21 protein-coding genes and 1 other RNA gene are annotated in these 19332 nt (G+C 66.5%); 19 read left to right on the top strand and 3 right to left on the bottom strand.

The window, feature by feature from the left end:
* Positions 1 to 42: 42 nt before the first annotated feature.
* Positions 43 to 264, bottom strand: coding sequence for a hypothetical protein (locus V5F26_RS05740; RefSeq protein WP_234053501.1), 222 nt, complete (start codon positions 262 to 264; stop codon positions 43 to 45).
* Between the two features lie 195 nt (positions 265 to 459).
* Positions 460 to 558: signal recognition particle sRNA small type (gene ffs / locus V5F26_RS05735), an RNA gene on the bottom strand.
* A 309-nt stretch (positions 559 to 867) separates the two neighbouring features.
* Here ffs and V5F26_RS05730 point away from each other — a divergent pair.
* The 18 genes from V5F26_RS05730 (at position 868) to V5F26_RS05645 (ending at position 16996) form a co-directional block, all read left to right on the top strand.
* Positions 868 to 1506 carry a DUF502 domain-containing protein gene (locus V5F26_RS05730; RefSeq protein WP_394946906.1) on the top strand — a complete coding sequence of 213 codons (639 nt, stop codon included), beginning with the start codon at positions 868 to 870 and terminating at the stop codon, positions 1504 to 1506.
* 74 nt (positions 1507 to 1580) lie between these two features.
* The gene (locus V5F26_RS05725) at positions 1581 to 2303 is read left to right on the top strand and encodes a hypothetical protein (RefSeq protein WP_394946905.1); all 723 of its coding nucleotides are present in this window, start codon (positions 1581 to 1583) and stop codon (positions 2301 to 2303) included.
* A 294-nt stretch (positions 2304 to 2597) separates the two neighbouring features.
* The gene (locus V5F26_RS05720) at positions 2598 to 3704 is read left to right on the top strand and encodes a hydrogenase small subunit (protein ID WP_394946904.1); all 1107 of its coding nucleotides are present in this window, start codon (positions 2598 to 2600) and stop codon (positions 3702 to 3704) included.
* On the top strand, positions 3701 to 5515 hold the full coding sequence (locus tag V5F26_RS05715) for a nickel-dependent hydrogenase large subunit (RefSeq protein ID WP_394946903.1): 1815 nt from the start codon (positions 3701 to 3703) through the stop codon (positions 5513 to 5515). Before V5F26_RS05720 ends, V5F26_RS05715 begins: the two co-directional genes overlap by 4 nt.
* An 11-nt stretch (positions 5516 to 5526) precedes the next feature.
* Positions 5527 to 6288: a Ni/Fe-hydrogenase, b-type cytochrome subunit gene (gene cybH / locus V5F26_RS05710; RefSeq protein ID WP_394946902.1), complete on the top strand. Its 762-nt coding sequence runs from the start codon at positions 5527 to 5529 to the stop codon at positions 6286 to 6288.
* A gap of 340 nt (positions 6289 to 6628) precedes the next feature.
* Positions 6629 to 7252, top strand: a complete 624-nt coding sequence (locus V5F26_RS05705) for a HyaD/HybD family hydrogenase maturation endopeptidase (protein WP_394057204.1) — start codon at positions 6629 to 6631, stop codon at positions 7250 to 7252.
* Between the two features lie 23 nt (positions 7253 to 7275).
* The gene (locus V5F26_RS05700; protein WP_394057206.1) at positions 7276 to 7608 is read left to right on the top strand and encodes a HypC/HybG/HupF family hydrogenase formation chaperone; all 333 of its coding nucleotides are present in this window, start codon (positions 7276 to 7278) and stop codon (positions 7606 to 7608) included.
* Positions 7608 to 8003, top strand: a complete 396-nt coding sequence (locus tag V5F26_RS05695; protein WP_394946901.1) for a thioredoxin domain-containing protein — start codon at positions 7608 to 7610, stop codon at positions 8001 to 8003. Before V5F26_RS05700 ends, V5F26_RS05695 begins: the two co-directional genes overlap by 1 nt.
* A 22-nt stretch (positions 8004 to 8025) precedes the next feature.
* Positions 8026 to 8877 (top strand): hydrogenase expression/formation protein, encoded by an 852-nt coding sequence (locus tag V5F26_RS05690; RefSeq protein ID WP_394946900.1) that lies wholly within the window; start codon positions 8026 to 8028, stop codon positions 8875 to 8877.
* Between the two features lie 7 nt (positions 8878 to 8884).
* Positions 8885 to 9856: a [NiFe]-hydrogenase assembly chaperone HybE gene (locus V5F26_RS05685; protein WP_394946899.1), complete on the top strand. Its 972-nt coding sequence runs from the start codon at positions 8885 to 8887 to the stop codon at positions 9854 to 9856.
* A complete protein-coding gene (locus V5F26_RS05680) occupies positions 9853 to 10872 on the top strand; it encodes a nickel-dependent hydrogenase large subunit (protein WP_394946898.1) in 1020 nt (339 codons plus the stop codon). The genes V5F26_RS05685 and V5F26_RS05680 overlap by 4 nt, the downstream gene beginning before the upstream one ends.
* Complete coding sequence (gene hypA, locus V5F26_RS05675) at positions 10865 to 11206, top strand: hydrogenase maturation nickel metallochaperone HypA (RefSeq protein WP_394057215.1); 342 nt, start codon at positions 10865 to 10867, stop codon at positions 11204 to 11206. The genes V5F26_RS05680 and hypA overlap by 8 nt, the downstream gene beginning before the upstream one ends.
* The gene (hypB, locus tag V5F26_RS05670) at positions 11137 to 12372 is read left to right on the top strand and encodes a hydrogenase nickel incorporation protein HypB (RefSeq protein ID WP_509210558.1); all 1236 of its coding nucleotides are present in this window, start codon (positions 11137 to 11139) and stop codon (positions 12370 to 12372) included. The genes hypA and hypB overlap by 70 nt, the downstream gene beginning before the upstream one ends.
* Before the next feature lies 1 nt (position 12373).
* On the top strand, positions 12374 to 13843 hold the full coding sequence (locus V5F26_RS05665) for a sigma-54-dependent transcriptional regulator (protein WP_394057219.1): 1470 nt from the start codon (positions 12374 to 12376) through the stop codon (positions 13841 to 13843).
* A 19-nt stretch (positions 13844 to 13862) separates the two neighbouring features.
* Positions 13863 to 14165, top strand: a complete 303-nt coding sequence (locus V5F26_RS05660; RefSeq protein ID WP_394946896.1) for a HypC/HybG/HupF family hydrogenase formation chaperone — start codon at positions 13863 to 13865, stop codon at positions 14163 to 14165.
* Positions 14166 to 14176: 11 nt separating this feature from the next.
* Positions 14177 to 15301, top strand: coding sequence for a hydrogenase formation protein HypD (hypD, locus tag V5F26_RS05655; RefSeq protein ID WP_394946895.1), 1125 nt, complete (start codon positions 14177 to 14179; stop codon positions 15299 to 15301).
* Positions 15298 to 16356 (top strand): hydrogenase expression/formation protein HypE, encoded by a 1059-nt coding sequence (gene hypE / locus V5F26_RS05650; RefSeq protein ID WP_394946894.1) that lies wholly within the window; start codon positions 15298 to 15300, stop codon positions 16354 to 16356. Before hypD ends, hypE begins: the two co-directional genes overlap by 4 nt.
* Positions 16357 to 16396: 40 nt before the next feature.
* Positions 16397 to 16996 carry a HupE/UreJ family protein gene (locus V5F26_RS05645; RefSeq protein WP_394057225.1) on the top strand — a complete coding sequence of 200 codons (600 nt, stop codon included), beginning with the start codon at positions 16397 to 16399 and terminating at the stop codon, positions 16994 to 16996.
* A gap of 72 nt (positions 16997 to 17068) precedes the next feature.
* Here the strand turns inward: V5F26_RS05645 and fabG are convergent, their stop codons facing one another.
* A complete protein-coding gene (fabG, locus tag V5F26_RS05640; protein ID WP_234053522.1) occupies positions 17069 to 17848 on the bottom strand; it encodes a 3-oxoacyl-ACP reductase FabG in 780 nt (259 codons plus the stop codon).
* 265 nt (positions 17849 to 18113) lie between these two features.
* On the opposite strand from fabG, the gene V5F26_RS05635 reads away from it, so the two are divergent.
* Entirely contained in the window at positions 18114 to 19256 is a 1143-nt protein-coding gene (locus V5F26_RS05635) for an ABC transporter substrate-binding protein (protein ID WP_394947093.1), read from the top strand.
* Positions 19257 to 19332: the final 76 nt, after the last annotated feature.

The raw sequence follows: 19332 nt of genomic DNA, 5'->3' as shown, positions 1-19332 counted from the left end.
ATCCGCAGATGCTCCACTGCTTCGAGCCCGCGCCGCGGCGGCCTACTTGGCCTTGGTGAGCACGTCGAGGTCACCCACGCGCACGCACACATAGCGGCGATAGCCCTGCTCAAACTCGGCCTTGGCCTTGGCGTCCAGCTTGGCGGGCACGTTGCGGGTGATGGAGGCCTTGCAGGCGTCCTCGGTGGAGTAAGCGGCCTCCTTCACGACCCGGACATCCGGACCGGACAAGGCATTGACGACGAGAAAGACAACGACCCACATGCGCTGATCTCCTTGGCAAGCCGGACTCCGGCACGGATTTGCCCCTGTGAAGCAAAGCTTCAGCCGTCGGGGCGCGCCCCGTCTATCCGCCGATCCAAGCAGGATTGCGACAATGCGGACAGCCCTGTGGAGAGAACGCACCCGCCCCGACGCCGCGCTGAGGGCGCGGCGCTTCGGATGCGGTGATGCGAGTGGGGTGGGAGGCTGGACGAAGACCCGAGACCGGGCTCGTTGGGGCTGCTTCCTTCCGGACCTGACCCGGTTGGCGAGTGGCTCGTCCACCGCCAACCTCCCACGCGCTATATGGCAGGGGTGCGACCGCGATGCAAGGGGCAGGCGCGCAAAGCAAGCCCTCCATCCCGCGCCAGCGCACAGGCCACGGTCTCGCGGTTGGCCGCCCCGTTTTCAGTCCCCACCCGCACGCGCGGGGGAACCGAAGGCGCGCTTTCGTCTTGAAACTGGGTCACCGCGAGGGCCCAGCGCGGTCAGCGAACGGGAGTGGCTCGGACCCCTGGGGTGCGATAGACATCACCTGTTCGTGCAGACGCGGCGCCCTGCAAAGGCCGGTTGCACGCAGTGGCGTTTCTTTGGGGGATGGGGACCATGGCGCAGCGCGGTCAGGACAAGCCGAGGTCGTTCCTGGTGCTGATGGGGCGGCGGCTCGTGCTGGGCATGGTGTTTCTGCTGCCCATGGTGCTGGTGCTCATCGTGCTCGGCCATGCCATCAAGCTGGTGGGCGCGCTGGCGAAGCCCGTGTCCCATCTGGTGCCGGTGGAAGATTATGTGGGGGTGAGCGGGGAAAGCCTCATCGGCCTCGTGCTCATTTTGCTCGTGGCTTTCGGCGCCGGCTTTGCCGCCAGCACGCGCCACGGCCGGCGGGTGACGCGCTTCTGGGAGAATTCCCTGCTGGGCGGCGTGCCGCAATACCAGCTCGTGAAAAGCATGGCCGATGGCCTGACCCAGGTGGAAAGCATGGCCGGCGTCACCCCGGCCTTGATCAGCCGCGACGGCGCCTGGCAGCTCGGCTACCAGCTGGAAGACATTCCCGACGGCTGGGCCGCCGTCTTCATCCCCCGCGCCCCGACCCCCATGTCCGGCGACCTCTTCTATGTCCCGAAAGACCGCATCGTCCCCCTGAACATCCCCATGGCCCAGGCCATGATGGTGGTGAAGCGCATGGGATTGGGCTCGGGCGACGCGCTGCGGAAGGCGGGGCTGGTGTTTCCCGGGACGGAGGGATGAGGTCAAATGGATTCGCGCTATTGCACAACCTAAGGAAGTAGCCATAGTTAAAGAGCAACAGCCGAATCAGAGCAATGGCCGAAATCGCCGAAGGATATATTCATCTTAAGCCATTTAGGCTTCATCGCAACGCCGATGTGTTGGGAGAGGCCATCCTCAGCGAGACCAGCGAAATTGCCAGCTCAATATACCCATTTCGGGTAGAAATTAAGGTCGATATTGAAGAAGGGAGCATACGCGTTTGGGCCACAGTCGCCGTTAGCCTATACACTGCCATATCTGTATACCCTCAATTTAAGGATGGCGCAAGAGAACTATTTCAAGACGGCCTGTATTTCGCTAGAAAAACTATTGAATACGTAGATCGGCAACTTAAACCTTCGAGTTCTCAAATATTTCGCGCAGAGCGGAGAACCAAAACCGCTGGCAAAATATATAGGATTTCAAAAAGAATTGAAAAACTAGAAAAACACTACGATTCTCTCAATGCGGACGTACGCGAGCAGGAGGCTGCTTCCATTCAAGCGGAGCTCGATAAACTTCTCGGGAGCCTGAATGTTGATGACTCTGCATTTTTAAATGAAAAAATCCATATTCCAGGCAGAAGACATCGACACAAACCTACCCAGAAAAGGGTAGCGATAAAACCAGAACAATTACGCCTGCTTTCTCCAGAGACCATTACTGAAGATGAAGCGAGACGGCTGCTATTTTCAAAAAAAATATTGTCACATCCAAAATACATTGATGACAATGATGATAACCCTGACCCGCCAGCCAATATATTAATACGTTAGCGCATCCATTATGCCCATCTGACCCACTTGCCGCAAAGGTCGGCAACCCCCTTTCCACCTCCCCTGGAAAGCGTATTCCCCCCATCCACCGCACACCCCGTCATCACCCCCTAACCCCCTGAAATCCCTTTCCTCTCCACCCCTGGCACGGCCCTTGCTGTAATCCTTCCAAGTTCCGCCGTCTCACCTCCGGCGGGCATTGGGTAATGCCAGGGGCCGGGTTGCCGGCGTGGGTGGGGTCGGTCCGGTAAAGGGCCGGCGGCGAATGGGAAACAGGGAAGGGGGGAACGCCTGATGGCCCTCGAGACGTTTTATGAAGTGATGCGGCGGCAGGGGATTACCCGCCGGTCGTTCCTGAAATATTGCTCGCTCACCGCGGCGGCGCTCGGCCTCGGGCCGGAATTCGCGCCCAAGATCGCACACGCCATGGAAACCAAGCCGCGCACCCCGGTGCTGTGGCTCCATGGCCTGGAATGCACCTGCTGTTCGGAGAGCTTCATCCGCTCCGCCCATCCTCTGGTGAAGGATGTGGTGCTCTCCATGATCTCGCTCGATTACGACGACACGCTCATGGCCTCCGCCGGCTACCAGGCGGAAGCCATCCTTGAAGAGGTGATGACCAAGTATAAGGGCAATTACATCCTGGCCGTGGAGGGCAACCCGCCCCTCAACGAGGATGGCATGTATTGCATCATCGGCGGCAAGCCGTTCGTGGACCAGCTCAAGAAGGTCGCGACCGACGCCAAGGCCATCATCTCCTGGGGCTCCTGCGCCTCCTATGGCTGCGTGCAGGCGGCCCGGCCCAACCCCACCCGCGCCACGCCCGTGCACGAGGTGATCTTCGACAAGCCCATCATCAAGGTGCCGGGCTGTCCGCCCATCGCCGAGGTGATGACCGGCGTCATCACCTACATGCTCACCTTCGACCAGCTCCCCGCGCTCGACCGCCAGGGCCGGCCGCTGATGTTCTATTCCCAGCGCATCCACGACAAATGCTATCGCCGGCCGCACTTCGACGCCGGCCAGTATGTGGAAAGCTTCGACGACGAAGGCGCGCGCAAGGGCTATTGCCTCTACAAGGTGGGCTGCAAGGGCCCGACCACCTACAATGCCTGCTCCACCGTGCGCTGGAACGACGGCGTGTCCTTCCCCATCCAGTCCGGCCACGGCTGCATCGGCTGCTCGGAAGACGGCTTCTGGGACAAGGGCTCCTGGTATGCCCGCCTGGCGGACCTGAAGCAGTCCGGCTTCGGCATCGAGAGCAATGCGGACAAGGTGGGCCTTGCGGCCGCCGCCGTGGTGGGCGGCGGCGTGGCGGTGCATGCCGCCATCAGCGCCCTGAAGCGCGCCCAGACCAAGCACGACAACAGCAACGGCGCCGATAAGGGAGGCGAGAAGTGACCATCCAGACGCCGAACGGCTTTTCCCTCGACACCTCAGGCAAGCGCATCGTCGTCGATCCGGTCACCCGCATCGAAGGGCATATGCGCTGCGAGGTGAATGTGGATGCTGAGAACGTCATCCGCAACGCGGTCTCCACCGGCACCATGTGGCGCGGCCTGGAAGTGATCCTCAAGGGTCGCGACCCGCGCGACGCCTGGGCCTTCGTGGAGCGCATCTGCGGCGTGTGCACGGGCTGCCACGCGCTCACCTCCGTGCGGGCGGTGGAAGACGCGCTCAACATCACCATCCCCAACAACGCCTATCTCATCCGCGAGATCATGGCGAAGGTGCTCCAGTGGCACGACCACGTGGTGCACTTCTATCACCTCCACGCCCTCGACTGGGTGAACCCGGTGAACGCGCTGAAGGCCGATCCCAAGGCCACCAGCGTGCTGCAGCAGTCCATCTCCGCCCACTCCAAGTCCTCGCCGGGCTATTTCCGCGATGTGCAGAACCGGCTGAAGAAGTTCGTGGAATCGGGGCAGCTCGGCATCTTCAAGAACGGATACTGGGACAACCCGGCCTATCTGCTGCCGCCCGAGGCGGATCTGCTGGCCGTGACCCATTATCTCGAAGCGCTGGATTTCCAGCGTGAGATCGTGAAGGTGCACACCATCTTCGGCGGCAAGAACCCCCACCCGAACTATCTGGTGGGCGGCGTGCCCTGCGCCATCAACATGAATGGCGACATGGCCGCCGGCGCCCCCCTCAACATGGAGCGGCTGAACTTCGTGCAGCTCAAGCTCCAGGAGGCGTTCGAGTTTTCCCAGAACGTGCTGGTGCCGGACGTCATCGCCATTGCGAGCTTCTACAAGGGCTGGCTCTATGGCGGCGGCCTCTCGGGCCAGAACGTGATGGATTATGGCGACTATGCCGCCATCCAGGGCCAGAAGAAGACCGATCGCCTGCCCGGCGGCGTCATCCTCAACGGCAATTGGGAAGAGATCCATCCCATCGACCCGCGCGACCCCGACCAGGTGCAGGAGTTCGTGGCGCACTCCTGGTACACCTATGGCGAAGCCGACAAAGACAAGGGCCTGCACCCCTGGGACGGCATCACCGATCCCAAGTTCGATCTCGGCCCCAATTTCAAGGGCACCCGCACCGACATCAAGCAGGTGGACGAGAACGCCAAGTATTCGTGGATCAAGGCCCCGCGCTGGCGCGGCAATGCGGTGGAGGTGGGCCCGCTCGCCCGCTACATCCTCGCTTATGCCCATGGCGTGCCGTTCGTGAAGGGGCAGGTGGACGAGGCGCTGGGCCGCTTCAACAGCCTGGCCGGCACCAACCTCACCCCCAAGCAGGCGCTGCCCTCCACCATCGGCCGGACGCTGGCCCGCGCGCTGGAAGCGCATTATTGCGCCCACATGATGCTGGACGACTTTTCCGCCCTCATCGCCAATATCAAGGCCGGCGACACCTCCACCGCCAATATGGAGAAGTGGGACCCCTCCACCTGGCCGAAGGAGGCCAAGGGGGTGGGCACGGTGGCGGCCCCGCGCGGCGGCCTCGGCCACTGGATCAAGATCAAAGACGGGCGGATCGAGAATTACCAGTGCGTGGTGCCCACCACCTGGAACGGCGGGCCGCGCGATCCCAAGGGCAATATCGGCGCGTTCGAGGCCTCTCTTCTCAACACGCCCATGGCCCGTCCCGAGGAGCCGGTGGAGATCCTGCGCACCCTCCACTCGTTCGACCCGTGCCTCGCCTGCTCCACCCACGTCATGTCCGACGATGGCGAGGAGCTGGCCCGCGTCACCGTGCGCTAGGGAGGTGAGCCATGACCGACGCGTCGCTCTCCGGCACTACTCCTCCGCCTGAGGCCACGGCGGAAACCGCCCCGGCCAATGGGGCGGTGACGGGTGGAAAGCACCTGACCACCGTCTATGTCTACGAGGCGCCGGTGCGCCTGTGGCACTGGGTGAACGCCCTGTGCATCGTGGTTCTGTGCATCACCGGCTACTTCATCGGCTCGCCCTTCCCCACTTTGTCGGGCGAGCCGAGCTCCCATTATTTGATGGGCACCATCCGCTTCGTCCACTTCTCGGCCGGCTACATCCTGGCGGTGGCCTTCATCGGCCGCGTGCTGTGGGCGTTCGTGGGCAACAAGTATTCGCGTGAGCTGTTCACCTTCCCCATCTGGAAGAAGAGCTTCTGGCGTGGGTTCTTCACCGAGATCCAGTGGTATGCCTTCCTGAAGCCGCGGCCGTTGAAGTTCGTGGGCCACAATCCCCTGGCGCAGACCTTCCTGTTCCTGGTGATGGTGCTCGGCACGATCTTCATGATCGTCACCGGCTTCGCCCTTTATTCGGAGGGCACCGGGCTCGGGAGCTGGCAGAACAATATGTTCGGCTGGGTCATCCCGCTGCTCGGCGGCTCCATGCAGGTGCACACGCTGCACCACATCGGCATGTGGGTGATCATCCTGTTCGTGATCATCCACGTCTATTCGGTGATCCGCGAGGACATCATGAGCCGCCAGACCATGGTTTCCGCCATCACCAACGGCTACCGCACCTTCCGCGACGACGATCCGGTGTGACGGCAGGCGCAGTCTTAAGACAAGGGCGTGGCGCAAGCCGCGCCCTTTTTCTTTGCGCGCAGAGCCTGTTGGCCCCGGCGGGTGGACGAGCGCACCCCATGCCCCCGGAAATGACCGCTGATGCGGCCAAAATTGAACATATCGCTTTCACTTCAGCCGGCGTTCGATCACACTATTTCCAGCTGTCACGCGGCCGCCATGCTGGCGGCATGCAATGGCCACTTGGGCGATCAACACGTTATCACCTGCCCGGTCCGCTGGCACAGTCCTTGAATTGATCTAGTTCAATTCAGGCGGCGCCAGACTGCCGTGGGAGGATGGGCCGAAGGAGAGACGTCGCATGACCGACGAGGGTATACACGCGCGCATTCTGGTGCTCGGCATTGGAAACATCCTGTGGGCGGACGAAGGTTTCGGCGTCCGTGTCCTGGAAGCGCTCGACCGCGACTATGTCTTTCCTGAAAATGTAACCCTGCTCGACGGTGGCACCCAGGGCCTTTACTTGCTGCCCTACCTGGAAGAAACCGATGGTCTGGTGATCGTCGATGCGGTGGATTACGGCCTGCCCCCCGGCACGCTCCATGTCCTGGTGGATCAGGAGGTGCCCAAGGTGCTCGCCGCCCGCAAGGTGAGCCTGCACCAGACCGGCTTCCAGGAAATCCTCGGCCTTCTCGCTCTGCGGGAGCGCGTGCCCAGCCGCATCGTCCTCGTGGGCGTGCAGCCCGAGGTGCTCGACGATTATGGCGGCGGCCTCACCGAGACGGTGGCCGCCCAGGTGGACACCGCGGCCGCCCGCGTCGTGAAGGTGCTGACCGCCGATTTCAACACCTGGATCACCCGGCGCGAGGCTTCGGACGACACGCTGGTGACCGCCGCCGTCTCCCGCGATTCCTACGAATCCGGCCGCCCCAGCGCCGAGGATGCCTGCCGCATCGGCGACCCGCGCATCCTCAACCGCTCCTGAAGCCCTCGGAAGGACAGAAGATCATGTGCCTCGGCCTGCCCATGCGCATCGATGCCACAGACGGCGCCTTCGCCCTGTGCTCGGCCGAGGGGCGCACGGAGCGGGTGGACCTCATCCTGGTGCCCGAGGCCGGGGTGGGAGACCACGTGCTGGTGTTCCAGGGCACCGCGCGCCGCCGGCTGGATGCCGAGGAAGCCCGCCTGATCACCGAGGCGCTGGAAGGGGTCGCCGCCATCATGGCGGGCGCGGCCGACAGCAGTCTCATCGACCGCGCCTTCGCCGATCTCGCCCATCGCGAGCCGGAGCTGCCGCCCCATCTCGCCGCCGCTTATGCCGCCGGCCGAAAGGAAGCCTGATGTCGCAGGATGCGCTCCACCCCCTCGTGCGCCGCCTCATCACCGAGCGCGCCTATCCCTATCTCGCCACGGCCGAGGACGCCGCCGGCCTCGATGGGCGCGACCTGTTCGTGCTGCTTCCGGCCCATGGCAAGGTCCATCTGGAGAGCCCGGACATCGCCGTGGTGCTGCCCGAGCTGGTGCAGGCCCTGGGGGGTGAGGAACGCATCGGCGGCGCCGTTGCGGGCCCGGGCGCTGAAGCCAGCTTCCGCGAGGCGCTGAACCTGGCCTTGCCGGCCATCGTGGTGCTGCGCGGTGGCGTGCCCCTGGGCGCGATCTCCCGCATGCGGGATTGGGATGAATATCTCGACCGGCTCGGCGCCCTTATCGACGCCCCCTCCACCGCCACGCACTGATCCGCCCCGAAAGGTCGCCGCCATGTCCTCCAGCCCCTTCGCCGTCCAGGCGCCCGTCGGCTTCGGTCCCGGCAGCCAGTCCACCGCCGAGGACGAGGGCCTTGCCTACATGCCCATGCCGTCGGGCATGCGCACCTTCGAGGCCCATCTGCCCGAGGTGGAGGACAAGACCCGCTTCGCCCCCGCTCTGGCGGTGATGAAGGACATCATCGCCGCCCTCCAGGGCTGGACGCCGGGGGCGAGCCTCACCGTGCCGCTCGCCCATCTGGACCGGGACAACCTCGCTCTGGTGGACGAGACCCTGGGCGAGGGCGAAGTGGCCGTGAAGGTGTCGGCGCCGGGCCGCGCCATGGCGATCCAGGAAGCGACCTTCGCCGGGGTGTGGCGCCTGTCGGGCAGCGAGGGGGCGGACCGGGTGGAGGTGTCCGCCTTCCCCCGCGGCGCCATCCTGCGCGCCCATGACGAGACCTGGACCATCGACACCGCCCGCCTCGCGGACGCGACCGGCCCCGGCATCTTCAACGCCCCCACCTTGCTGGTGGAGATCGACCATCGCGCCCGCAGCCGCTCCGCCGGCGACCCGCCCCACGTCATCAACCTGTCCCTGTTGCCCCACACGCCGGAGGACCTCGCCATGCTCGACGAGAGACTGGGCCAGGGGGCGACGGTGGTGCTCTCGCGCGGCTATGGCAATTGCCGCATCGACTCCACCGCGCTGAAGGGCGTGTGGCGGGTGCGCTTCTACAATTCCACCGACGTGCTCATTCTCGACACCATCGAGATCTGCGAGGTGCCGGAAGTGGCATGCGCGGCGCCGGAGGACATTTCCGATTCCGCCGAGCGCCTCATCGAAGTGCTGGACGCGGTGGCGTGAGGGCATCATGAGCGCCGCTTTCTCCTCCCCCGCTCTGCTGCGCACCTTCGAGGGCTCCTATCTGGGAGACCGGGCGCGGCTCGCGCCCACCGCGCGCCTGGAATGCAAGGTGTGCTGGCACGTCTATGACCCGGCCGAGGGCTGCGAGGCCTGGCAGGTCCCGGCCGGCACCGCCTTCAACGATCTGCCCGACCACTGGCGCTGCCCGGTGTGCGACGGCGCCCGCGACCAGTTCATGGTTCTGGACGGTGGCGCCGCCGGCCTCTCCGCCGTGGTGAGTGAGCCGACGCCGGAAGAGGCGGCCCTCGCCCGCACCCTGGCCACCGCGCCCGGCCGGTTCGAGGCGGTGTTCCAGGAAATCCACGCCGCGCGCATGAAGGGCGTGCCGTTCGTCAACGGCTCCCTGTCAGTGAAGGCAGTGGGCTTCCGCATTCATGAGGGCCGCGTCATCGGCGTGCTGGTAACGCCCTGGTTCATGAACATCATCCTGCTGCCGGGAGTGAATGAGGACTGGTCCGGCCTGCCCACCGGCACCCGCGAGCTCTTGGAATTTCCCTCGGGCATCTATGAATTCCTCTCCGCCGAACGGCCGGAAACGGGGCCCTACAAGGCCTGCTCCCTGTTCTCCCCCATGTTCGACTTTTCCTCCATGCTGCAGGCGGTGGAGACAGCGGAAGCGGTGATCCCCGCACTGCTCGACCCCGCCAATCGCGAGGAAGGCAGCCGCTCCGGCGAGATCCGCCGCCGGGCGGAGGAGGATGCCGCGCGCCGCGAGGAGCAGGAGCGCGCCAGATCGGATCGTGCCATATCGGATCCCGCCATCTCGGACCGCGCTTCGCCCGAGTCCGCCTCTGGCGAAGCCGCCGGGGCGCCCACGGCCCTGTCGCGCCGGGCCATGATTTTCGGCCCCGGCCTCGCCGCGAAGGAAGAGCCGGCGCCAGCCGTGGCCACCGCGCACCCGCAGGCGCAAGAACCATGAGCCGCGCCGCCCTCCGCCACATCGCCATCAGCCGCGATCCCGCTCCGGGCTCGCGGGGGTGGCGCGTCGTGCGCACGGAGGGCGCGGACCCGGCCCAGTCGCTGGAAGGACGCCCGGTGGAGGAGGCCGCCAGCCTCGCGCCCCGCATCTTCAATCTGTGCGGCGCCGCCCATGGCCTCGCGGCCGCCCGCGCCCTCGGCCTGCCCGTGGCGGCGAACGACAGGGCCATGGCGCGGGAAAGCGTGCGCGATCATGCCCTTGCCATTCTCCATGGCTGGCCGACCCTGCTCGATGGCGCGCCCAACCGCACCGCCCTGCGCGCCTTGGCGCAGGACAGCGCCGAGGCCGATGCCGCCCTGCGCGCCGCTTTGGTGGGCGAGCGCCTGGCGCACCGCGATTTCGGCGCCCTCTCCCGCTCGGAGCTGGGCGCCTGGCTGTGCGCGGGGGAAACGGCCACGGCGCGCATTCTCTCGCGCCTCTCCCGCGAGCTGGACCCGGCCGAGGGGCGCGTGGGATTGCCCGAGCTCACGGCCGTCGACCTTTCCCGCGCCCTTGCGGCCGAACTGGAGCATGACGGCGCCGCCCGCCCCCTGCCCTTCCGCGAGACCGGCGCGCTCGGCCGGGTGGCGGGAAGCGCGCTGTTCACGGCCCTGCTGCCTGCCGAGGGACCGAGCCTCTTCGTGCGCCTGCTGGCGCGCCTGACGGATCTGTTGGCGCTGCTGACCGCACCCGCCGCCCCGCCCGCCCCCTCCGGCGCGCCGGGCACCGGCCTTGCCGATGCGGCGCGCGGCCTGCTCGGCCATGGGGCGCGCGTGGAAGGCGGGCGCGTGGCGCGCTATCGCATCCTTTCGCCCAGCGCCTGGAACCTTGCCCCCGGCGGCCTGCTGGAGCAGGCCTTCGCGACGCTCGATCCCTCGGCCCCGCACGCCCCGCTGGCGGCGCGCTTCCTGCTCTCGGCCATCAATCCATGCGTCCCGGTCACCCTCGATCTCGAAGGAGCGCTCGACCATGCATGAGATGGCCCTGTGCGAAAGCCTGCGCAGCGCGATGGAAGACGCCGCGCAGCGACAGAACTTCTCGAAGGTCACGCGGGTGCGCCTCGCCATCGGCCGCTTCGCCGGGGTGGAGGTGGAAGCGCTGCGCTTCGGCTTCGACGTGGTGATGCAGGGTTCGCTCGCCGAGGGCGCCGAGCTGGTGGTGCTGGACGAGCCCGGCACCGCCTGGTGCTTCGACTGCAACGACACCGTGCCGCTCGCCAACCGGCTCGACCCCTGCCCGCGATGCGGCGGCGAGCGGCTTCTGCCCAATGGCGGCACCGAAATGACCATCAAGGACCTGGAGGTGATGTGATGTGCACGGTTTGCGGCTGCGGCGGCGACGGCGCCACCATTTCCGAAGCCCACGGCCACGCGCACGGCGCGCACACGCATACCCATGCGGACGGCACCACGCACAGCCACCCGCACGAGCATCACGGCGCGCATGGGCACGCCCATGAACACCAACATGAACACCCCCACGAGCACCAACATGAGCACGCCCACGCGCACCATGCTCATGAGGCAGTGACCAAGTCCGGCGCGGTCGCGTATAGTCACGTCCAAGAACCTTCGATCGAACATTCGCCAGACCTGACGCAGGACCATGCATCTCGCCCTGACGCTCATCACAGCGTGCCTCACCACGGTGGTGATCATCATCATCATGGTGGCGCTCACGCGCCGCAGGAGACCCTCGACTTCGGACGAGGGCCCGCGCGCGCCCATGCACCTGGTCTCTCCCAAGCACGCATGGTCGAAATCGAAACCGGAATCCTCGCCAAAAACGACGCCTACGCATCAGATAACCGGGCCCGGCTGGAAGCGGCCGGCGTCCTCGCGCTCAATCTCCTCTCCGGGCCGGGGGCGGGCAAGACCACCCTCCTCGTCGAGACGCTGAAGGCGCTGGCGGGGCGCATTCCCGCCGCCGTCATCGAGGGCGACCAGCAGACCGACAACGACGCCGAGCGCATCCGCGCCGTGGGCGTGCCGGCGGTGCAGATCAACACCGGCAAGGGCTGCCACCTGGACGCCCACATGGTGGGCCACGCCCTCGAAAAGCTGCCGCTGCCCCAGGGCGGCGTCCTCTTCATCGAGAATGTGGGCAACCTCGTCTGCCCCGCCGCCTTCGATCTTGGGGAAACGCGGCGCGTCACCCTCATCTCGGTGGCGGAGGGTGACGACAAGCCCCTGAAATATCCCGATATCTTCCAGGGCGCCGACCTCGTCCTCATCACCAAGGCCGACCTTGCGCCCTATGTGGACGCGGACCTTGCGGCGCTGGAACGCAACATCGCGCGGGTGAACCCCAAGGCGGAGGTCCTGCGCGTGTCCTCCCGGGGCGATGTGGGCCTGGCCCGCTGGACCGCCTGGCTGGACGGCGCCCGCGCCGCCCGCCTCGATGCCCTCGCCAGCGCCGCCGAGGCCCGGGCTCGCGCCTTGCGCGCCGCCGCCGCCCCCGCGGCGAAGGGGGCTTGAGATGACCCGCCGCCCCGCCATCCTGGTGGTGGACGACGAGCCGCGCTCGGTGGAAGTCATCGCGCGGGTGCTCGACGAGGATTTCGACGTCTTCACCGCCCTCGACGCGGACGAGGCCCGCCGCATCCTGGAGAATGAGTGGATCCAGGTGATCTTCTGCGACCAGCGCATGCCCGGCACCTCCGGCGTCGCCCTCCTCACCGAGGTGCGCGAACGCTGGCCGGACATCCTGCGCATCATCGTCACCGGCTATAGCGAGCCGGAAGACATGATCGGCGCCATCAATGCGGCGGGCATCTACCAGTTCATCCCCAAGCCCTGGCATCCGGACCAGCTGCTGTTGGCGGCGCGCAATGCCGCCCATCTGTTCGAGCTGCAGCGCGAGCATGAGCGCCTGAGCCTGGAAATGAAGCTCACCGCCACCACCGCCGAGGCGCGGCTCGCCGCCCAGCGCGAGCGGGTGGCGCAGATCTTCCATTTCGACACGCTCATCCGCGCCCCCGGCAGCCCCCTGTCACAGACCTGCACCCGCGCCGCCCAGGTGGCCACCTTCGACGTGCCGGTGCTGATCCATGGGGAAACCGGCACCGGCAAGGAATTGCTGGCCCGCGCCATCCATTATTCCAGCCTGCGCTCGGATCGCCCCTTCTTCGCCGTGAATTGCGGAGCGATCCCGGACGACCTGCTGGAATCCGAGCTGTTCGGCCACAAGAAGGGCTCCTTCACCGGCGCCCATGTCACGCGCATCGGCCTGCTCGACCAGGCGGATGGCGGCACCATTCTGCTGGACGAGATCGGCGACATCTCCCCCGCTTTCCAGGTGAAGCTGCTGCGCTTCCTGCAGGAAGGCGAAATCCGCCCGGTGGGCTCCAACGAATCCAAGCGGGTGAATGTGCGCGTGCTCGCCGCCACCCATCGCGACCTTTATGGGGAAGTGGGCCAGGGCCGCTTCCGCGAGGACCTCTATTACCGCCTCTGCGCCATGGTGCTGACCCTGCCCGCCTTGCGGGAACGGCGCGGCGACATTCCGGTGCTGGCGCAGAGCATCCTCGACGCGCTCTCCGCCCAGCACGGCAAGCGTGCCAAGGGCTTCAGCGAAGAGGCGCTGGGCTGCATGAAGGCCTATGACTGGCCCGGCAATGTGCGCGAATTGCAGAACGAGATCACCCGCATGCTGGTGCTGGCCGAGCGCGACATGCTGGGCGCCGATTTGCTTTCTCCCCACGTTCTGCGCGCCGCCGCCGTCACCACCGCGCGGGCGGAACCGGAAAGCATCGCGTTGCCCGAGAGCGGCCCGCTGAAGGACCGCATCGAGCGGATGGAAGCCTCCATCCTCACCGAGACCCTGGTGCGCTGCCGCTGGAACAAGAGCCGCGCGGCCGAAGAACTGGGCCTCTCGCGGGTGGGTCTGCGCGCCAAGCTCGACCGCTACGGCATCGCCCGCGGCGCCACCTTCGCCAGCTCGCACTGAAGAAGAACGGAGAACCGCCATGTGCCTCGGCATTCCAGGACGCATCGTCGCCGTCGCCGACGCGGACGCCATGCTGTGCGTGGTCGACGTCTCCGGCGTGCGCCGCAATGTGGACGTGGTGTGCGTGGCCCCGCCCGGCGAACCCCTCGAAGCGCTGGTGGGCGCCTGGGTGCTGGTGCATGTGGGCTTCGCCATGAGCATCATCGACGAGGAGGAGGCCGCCGCCACCCTCAAGGTGCTCACCGAGATCGGCGAGGCGGAAGCGGAGATGGAGGCCCTGCGCACAGGCAGCATCGAGCCCGTCCCCGCACCGGCCCGCTGAGGAGGAACGCTATGCGCTTCGTCGACGAATTCCGCGATCCCGCTCTCGCCAAGACCCTGGTGAAGGAGATCGAGGCCATCTCCGCCCGCCTGGAGCGCGGGCGTGACAAGCCGTTCGCCATCATGGAAGTGTGCGGCGGGCACACCCACGCCATCTTCCGCTACGGGCTGGAAGGTCTGTTGCCGGATCTCGTGGAGTTCGTGCACGGCCCCGGCTGCCCGGTGTGCGTGCTGCCCATGGGGCGGGTGGACGATTGCGTGGCCATCGCCGAGCGGGAAGAGGTGATCTTCGCCACCTTCGGCGATGCCATGCGGGTGCCCGGCTCCAAGAAAAGCCTGCTCCAGGCCAAGGCCGAGGGCGCCGATGTGCGCATGGTCTATTCGCCCCTGGACGCGCTCACTCTGGCGAGGCGCAATCCCGACAGGCAGGTGGTGTTCTTCGGCCTGGGGTTCGAGACCACCATGCCGTCCACCGCCCTCACGGTGCTGCGGGCGGCGCGGGAGAAGGTCGAGAACTTCTCCCTGTTCTGCAATCACATCACCATCATCCCGACGCTCCGGGCGCTGCTCTCCCAGGAGGATTTCGGGATTGATGGCTTCATCGGGCCGGGCCACGTCTCCATGGTAATCGGCACCACGCCCTACCGCTTCATCGCCGAAGAGTTCAAAAAGCCGCTGGTGGTGGCCGGGTTCGAGCCCATCGACCTGTTGCAATCCCTGCTCATGGTGCTGCGGCAGATCGAGGCGGGGGAAGCCCGCATCGAGAACCAATATGCTCGCGTGGTGCCCGTGGAGGGCAATCCCGCCGCGCTGAAAGCGGTGAACGAAGTCTATGAGCCGCGCGCCACTTTCGAGTGGCGGGGCCTGGGCTCCATCGCCGGGTCCGGAGTGCGGCTGCGCGAGGCCTATGCCGCCTTCGATGCGGAAAAGCGCTTCGCGGTGCCGGACGTGAAGGTGGCCGACCCCGCCCAATGCCGCTGCGGCGAGGTGCTGACCGGCGCCGCCAAGCCGTGGGCCTGCCCGGAATTCGGCAAGGGCTGCAATCCGGAAACCCCGCTCGGCGCGCTCATGGTTTCCTCCGAGGGCGCCTGTGCTGCCTATTACCAATATGGCGGGCTGAGGGGAGAAGCCGCATGACAGCGCAGCCCGTTCCCAAGCGCCGCGCCTTCGGGGCCAAGACCATCACCCTCGCCCATGGGGGCGGCGGCAGCGCCATGCGCGACCTCATCGACGACGTGTTCCTCGCCCCCTTTTCCGGCGAAGGTCATGGTGCGCCCGAGGACCAGGCCCGCTTCGACCTTGCCGCCCTCAGCGCGAAGGGCGACCGGCTGGCCTTCACCACCGACAGCTTCGTGGTGGACCCGCTGTTCTTCCCCGGCGGCGACATCGGCAAGCTCGCCATCTGCGGCACGGTGAACGACCTTGCGGTGGGCGGGGCGGTGCCGGTGGCGCTTTCCTGCGCCGTCATCATCGAGGAGGGGCTCGACGTGGAGGTGCTGCGCCGGGTGGTCACCTCCATGGCGGAGACCGCGCGGGCGGCGGGGGTGTCCATCTCCACCGGTGACACCAAGGTGGTGGCGCGCGGCGCCTGCGACAAACTCTTCATCACCACCACCGGCATCGGCGTGGTGCGCGCCGGCCTCGACGTGGGCATCACCCGGGCCCGGCCCGGCGACGTGGTGCTGGTGAACGGCCTTCTGGGCGACCATGGCGCGGCCATCCTCAACGCCCGCGGCGACCTCGCTCTCGATACTGAGATCGAGAGCGACTGCGCACCCCTCAATGGGCTCATCGAAACGCTCATCGCCGCCGCGCCGGGCATCCGCATGATGCGCGATGCCACGCGCGGCGGTGTCGCGGCGGTGGTGAACGAGCTGGCGGAGGCGAGCGCGGTGGGCGTGCGGCTGTCGGAGCTTGCTCTGCCCATGCGGCCGGAGGTGCAGGGCTTCTGCGAGATCCTGGGGCTCGACCCCCTTTATCTTGCCAATGAGGGCAAGATCCTCGCGGTGGTGCCGCCGGAAGAGGCGCAGGCCGCGCTCGCCGCGCTGCGCGCCCATCCCCTGGGGCGCGAGGCGGCCATCATCGGCACGGTGAGCGACGGGCGGCCCGGCCGCGTCACCATGGAAACCCGTTTCGGGGGCGAGCGCATCGTCGACATGCTGGTCGGCGATCAACTCCCCCGCATCTGTTGACCCCCCTTTGAGAACACCAAGACCCTAAGGAGCCCCCTTGATGCGTCACTTCTCCCGCACGGCCCTTCTGGCCGCCATTGCAACCACCCTGCCCACCCTCGCCTTCGCCCATACCGGGGTCGGCGCCACCCACGGCTTCGTGCACGGCTTCGGCCATCCGCTGGGCGGGCTGGACCACATGCTGGCCATGGTCACCGTGGGCATCTTCGCCTGGCAGCTGGGCGGGCGCGCCATCTGGGCGGTGCCGGCCACCTTCGTGGCGCTGATGGCGGTGGGTGGCGCGCTCGGTGTTTCGGGCGTGAACGTGCCGTTCGTGGAACTGGGCATCGGCCTGTCGGTGGTGGTGCTGGGCGCGGTGGTGGCGTTCGGGCTCAAGGCGCCGCTGGCGGTGGCCATGGCGCTTGCGGGCTTCTTCGCCATCTTCCACGGCCATGCCCACGGCACGGAAATGCCGCTGGATGCCTCCGGCCTCAGCTATGGCCTGGGCTTCATGCTGGCCACCGGCCTGCTGCATGTGGCGGGCATTGGCCTGGGCATGGCCATCGGCCGCTTCGGCGAGACCCATGGCGAGAAGTTCGTGCGCGGCGCCGGCGCGGCGGTGGCGGTGGCGGGCATCGCCCTCATCGGCGGCGTGCTCTGAGGCGCTGACGCCTACGACAAAAAGCGGCCCTCTCCCCGTGGGAGAGGGCCGTTTTCATTTTCTGGCGGGGGCTCAGACCACCGCCATTTCCTCCAGCGCCATGAGCGATTCGGGCAGCACCTGCCCGCCATCGATCACCAGCGTCTGGCCGGTGATGAACGCGGCTTCCTCGGAGGCGAAGAACAGGGCCGCATTGGCGATGTCATCCACACTGCCCAGCCGCTTCAGGGGAATGGAGCCCTCCATCTTGGCGAGATAATCGGCGCCCAGGCCATCCAGCCCCTCGGTCTTGATGTTGCCCGGCATCACTGCGTTCACCGTGATGCCCCAGGGCGCGAGCTCGATGCAGGCGGTGCGCACGAAGCCGAGCTGGCCGGCCTTGGAGGCGCCATAGTGCGCCCAGCCGGGATAGCCGGTGATGGGGCCGGTGATGGAGCTCGTCACCACGATCCGCCCCCACTTGGCCGCCTTCATCGCCGGCATCACCGCCGCCACGGAGAGGAAGGTGCCCTTCAGGTTCACATTCATCACGTGGTCGAAATCGGCCGCCGTCATCACGTCCAGCTTGGCGGCGGGGAAGATGCCCGCATTGGCGCACAGCACGTCAATGCGTCCATAACGCTCCAAGGCCGCCTGCGCGAACGCCTTGCACTCTTCCGGATCGGACACGTCGGCCGCAAAACCCGAGGCATTGGGACCGATCTCGGCGGCGGTGGCCTCCGCCTCCTTCAGCGAGCGGGACACCACCAGCACATTGAGATCCGCCGCGCCGAAGCGCTTCGCGATGCCCTTGCCGATCCCCTTGCTGCCGCCGGTGACGATGACCGTGCGTCCCGCGAGCGCCTTCAACATGCTGACTTCCCCTTAGGTGAGCTTTTTGGACGAGTTTTGAGCAGATGCGCCCTCTGGCGCGAAAGTTGGCAAAAACCAGCTTGCCCGGCTAAAAAGGTGTTGTAAAGCCCAACAGTCGGCGTTTAACATCCAACATAGTTCAACAAGAGTCCCACATTTGAGCAGCCCTTTCGCCCGCCCGGAACAGCCGGCGCGGCCACGGGGGAGGCATGCCCCGGGGGACCCCTTCCAGATGCGTGAGCAGCCAGAGGCGAACTCCATGACGATGAATCGGCGGTCAGTTCTCAAGGGCATGGCGGCGGGCGGTCTCGCCCTCGCGGCCTCTCCTTTCGCGGGCGCCCGCAGCGCCTTCGCGGCCCGGGAAAAGGATCTGAACATCCTGTGCTGGGAGGGCTACAACTCGGCCCAGGTGCTGGACCCGTTCCGCAAGGCCCACGGCGCCACCGTGAAGGCCGAAAGCCTCACCAACGACCCCACCATGATCAACCGCCTGCGCGCCGGCGAGACCAATGTGTGGGACCTCATCAACGTCAACAATCCCTGGGCCCGCAAGGTCATGTACCCGGAGAAGCTGATCAGGCCGCTCCCGCGCGAGACCTTCGAGCCCTATTTCGACAAGATGCTCCCCCAGTTCAAGCCGCCTTATAAGTGGGCCATGGACGATTCCGGCACCGAATTGCTGGGCATGTGTCAGCGGTTCGGACCCTATTCCTTCGTGGTGAACACCAAGAAGATCGACCGCAAGACCGCCGAAGACGTGGGCTGGGACCTGTTCAACGACCCCAAGCTCGCCGGCAAATACGGTATCCTGGAATCCGATGACTGGAACGTCTTCGGCCTGTTCGTGGTGGCGGGCATCGACCCGTTCAAGAAGCACACCCCGGACGAGATGGCGAAGTTCGAGGAGACGGCCAAGCGGGTGTTCAAGGGCGCCAAGCTCATCGGCGACATCGCGGCCATGAACCAGGCGCTCATTTCCGGCGAGATCGACCTGCACCTCACCGGCGGCACCTATTCGGTCTCCCCCGCCCGCGCCGACGGCTATCCGGAAATGCGCGGCATCACGCCTTTGCGTGGCCCCATGGCCGGCGGCAAGGGCGGCATCGCCTGGATCGAGGTGACCTCCCTCGTCAACAATCCCCAGCTCTCGCCCTTGGCCGAGACCTTCCTGAAATATGTGCAGCAGCCCGAGGTGGCGCACACGGTGGCGTTTGCCGAGGGCACCTACAATCCGGTGACCCAGATGGGCAATCCGGACTGCTTCAAGCTGTTCACCAAGACCGAGCTGGAAGCCATCCAGTGGGACAGCCTGGAAGAGGACATGGCCCGCTGCGTCGAATACGACATCGTGCCCGATTACGATCAGGCCCTCGACATCATGACCGCCGCCAAGCGCGTGCGCGGCTGAGGCTGCCCCCGGGGCGCGCCTGACCGGCGCCTTGGGCCCCTCCCCACCGATCCGGGGAGGGGCCACACCCCACCGC

It is taken from the genome of Xanthobacter variabilis (genome assembly GCF_043831965.2).
GTDB lineage: Bacteria > Pseudomonadota > Alphaproteobacteria > Rhizobiales > Xanthobacteraceae > Xanthobacter.
Note: the sequence above shows the minus strand (reverse complement) of the source record. Positions and strands in the feature narration are given on the sequence as shown.

What these genes read in the sequence shown, in the direction of transcription:
- hypB (WP_509210558.1), top strand. Translation starts at nt 11,137, where the DNA reads ATGCGGCGGCGAGCGGCTTCTGCCCAATGGCGGCACCGAAATGACCAT.
- V5F26_RS05660 (WP_394946896.1), top strand. Translation starts at nt 13,863, where the DNA reads ATGTGCCTCGGCATTCCAGGACGCATCGTCGCCGTCGCCGACGCGGAC.
- V5F26_RS05730 (WP_394946906.1), top strand. Translation starts at nt 868, where the DNA reads ATGGCGCAGCGCGGTCAGGACAAGCCGAGGTCGTTCCTGGTGCTGATG.
- V5F26_RS05695 (WP_394946901.1), top strand. Translation starts at nt 7,608, where the DNA reads ATGTCGCAGGATGCGCTCCACCCCCTCGTGCGCCGCCTCATCACCGAG.
- V5F26_RS05690 (WP_394946900.1), top strand. Translation starts at nt 8,026, where the DNA reads ATGTCCTCCAGCCCCTTCGCCGTCCAGGCGCCCGTCGGCTTCGGTCCC.
- V5F26_RS05680 (WP_394946898.1), top strand. Translation starts at nt 9,853, where the DNA reads ATGAGCCGCGCCGCCCTCCGCCACATCGCCATCAGCCGCGATCCCGCT.
- V5F26_RS05645 (WP_394057225.1), top strand. Translation starts at nt 16,397, where the DNA reads ATGCGTCACTTCTCCCGCACGGCCCTTCTGGCCGCCATTGCAACCACC.
- hypD (WP_394946895.1), top strand. Translation starts at nt 14,177, where the DNA reads ATGCGCTTCGTCGACGAATTCCGCGATCCCGCTCTCGCCAAGACCCTG.
- cybH (WP_394946902.1), top strand. Translation starts at nt 5,527, where the DNA reads ATGACCGACGCGTCGCTCTCCGGCACTACTCCTCCGCCTGAGGCCACG.
- hypE (WP_394946894.1), top strand. Translation starts at nt 15,298, where the DNA reads ATGACAGCGCAGCCCGTTCCCAAGCGCCGCGCCTTCGGGGCCAAGACC.
- V5F26_RS05720 (WP_394946904.1), top strand. Translation starts at nt 2,598, where the DNA reads ATGGCCCTCGAGACGTTTTATGAAGTGATGCGGCGGCAGGGGATTACC.
- V5F26_RS05740 (WP_234053501.1), bottom strand. Translation starts at nt 264, where the DNA reads ATGTGGGTCGTTGTCTTTCTCGTCGTCAATGCCTTGTCCGGTCCGGAT.
- V5F26_RS05685 (WP_394946899.1), top strand. Translation starts at nt 8,885, where the DNA reads ATGAGCGCCGCTTTCTCCTCCCCCGCTCTGCTGCGCACCTTCGAGGGC.
- V5F26_RS05635 (WP_394947093.1), top strand. Translation starts at nt 18,114, where the DNA reads ATGAATCGGCGGTCAGTTCTCAAGGGCATGGCGGCGGGCGGTCTCGCC.
- hypA (WP_394057215.1), top strand. Translation starts at nt 10,865, where the DNA reads ATGCATGAGATGGCCCTGTGCGAAAGCCTGCGCAGCGCGATGGAAGAC.
- V5F26_RS05705 (WP_394057204.1), top strand. Translation starts at nt 6,629, where the DNA reads ATGACCGACGAGGGTATACACGCGCGCATTCTGGTGCTCGGCATTGGA.
- V5F26_RS05725 (WP_394946905.1), top strand. Translation starts at nt 1,581, where the DNA reads ATGGCCGAAATCGCCGAAGGATATATTCATCTTAAGCCATTTAGGCTT.
- V5F26_RS05665 (WP_394057219.1), top strand. Translation starts at nt 12,374, where the DNA reads ATGACCCGCCGCCCCGCCATCCTGGTGGTGGACGACGAGCCGCGCTCG.
- fabG (WP_234053522.1), bottom strand. Translation starts at nt 17,848, where the DNA reads ATGTTGAAGGCGCTCGCGGGACGCACGGTCATCGTCACCGGCGGCAGC.
- V5F26_RS05700 (WP_394057206.1), top strand. Translation starts at nt 7,276, where the DNA reads ATGTGCCTCGGCCTGCCCATGCGCATCGATGCCACAGACGGCGCCTTC.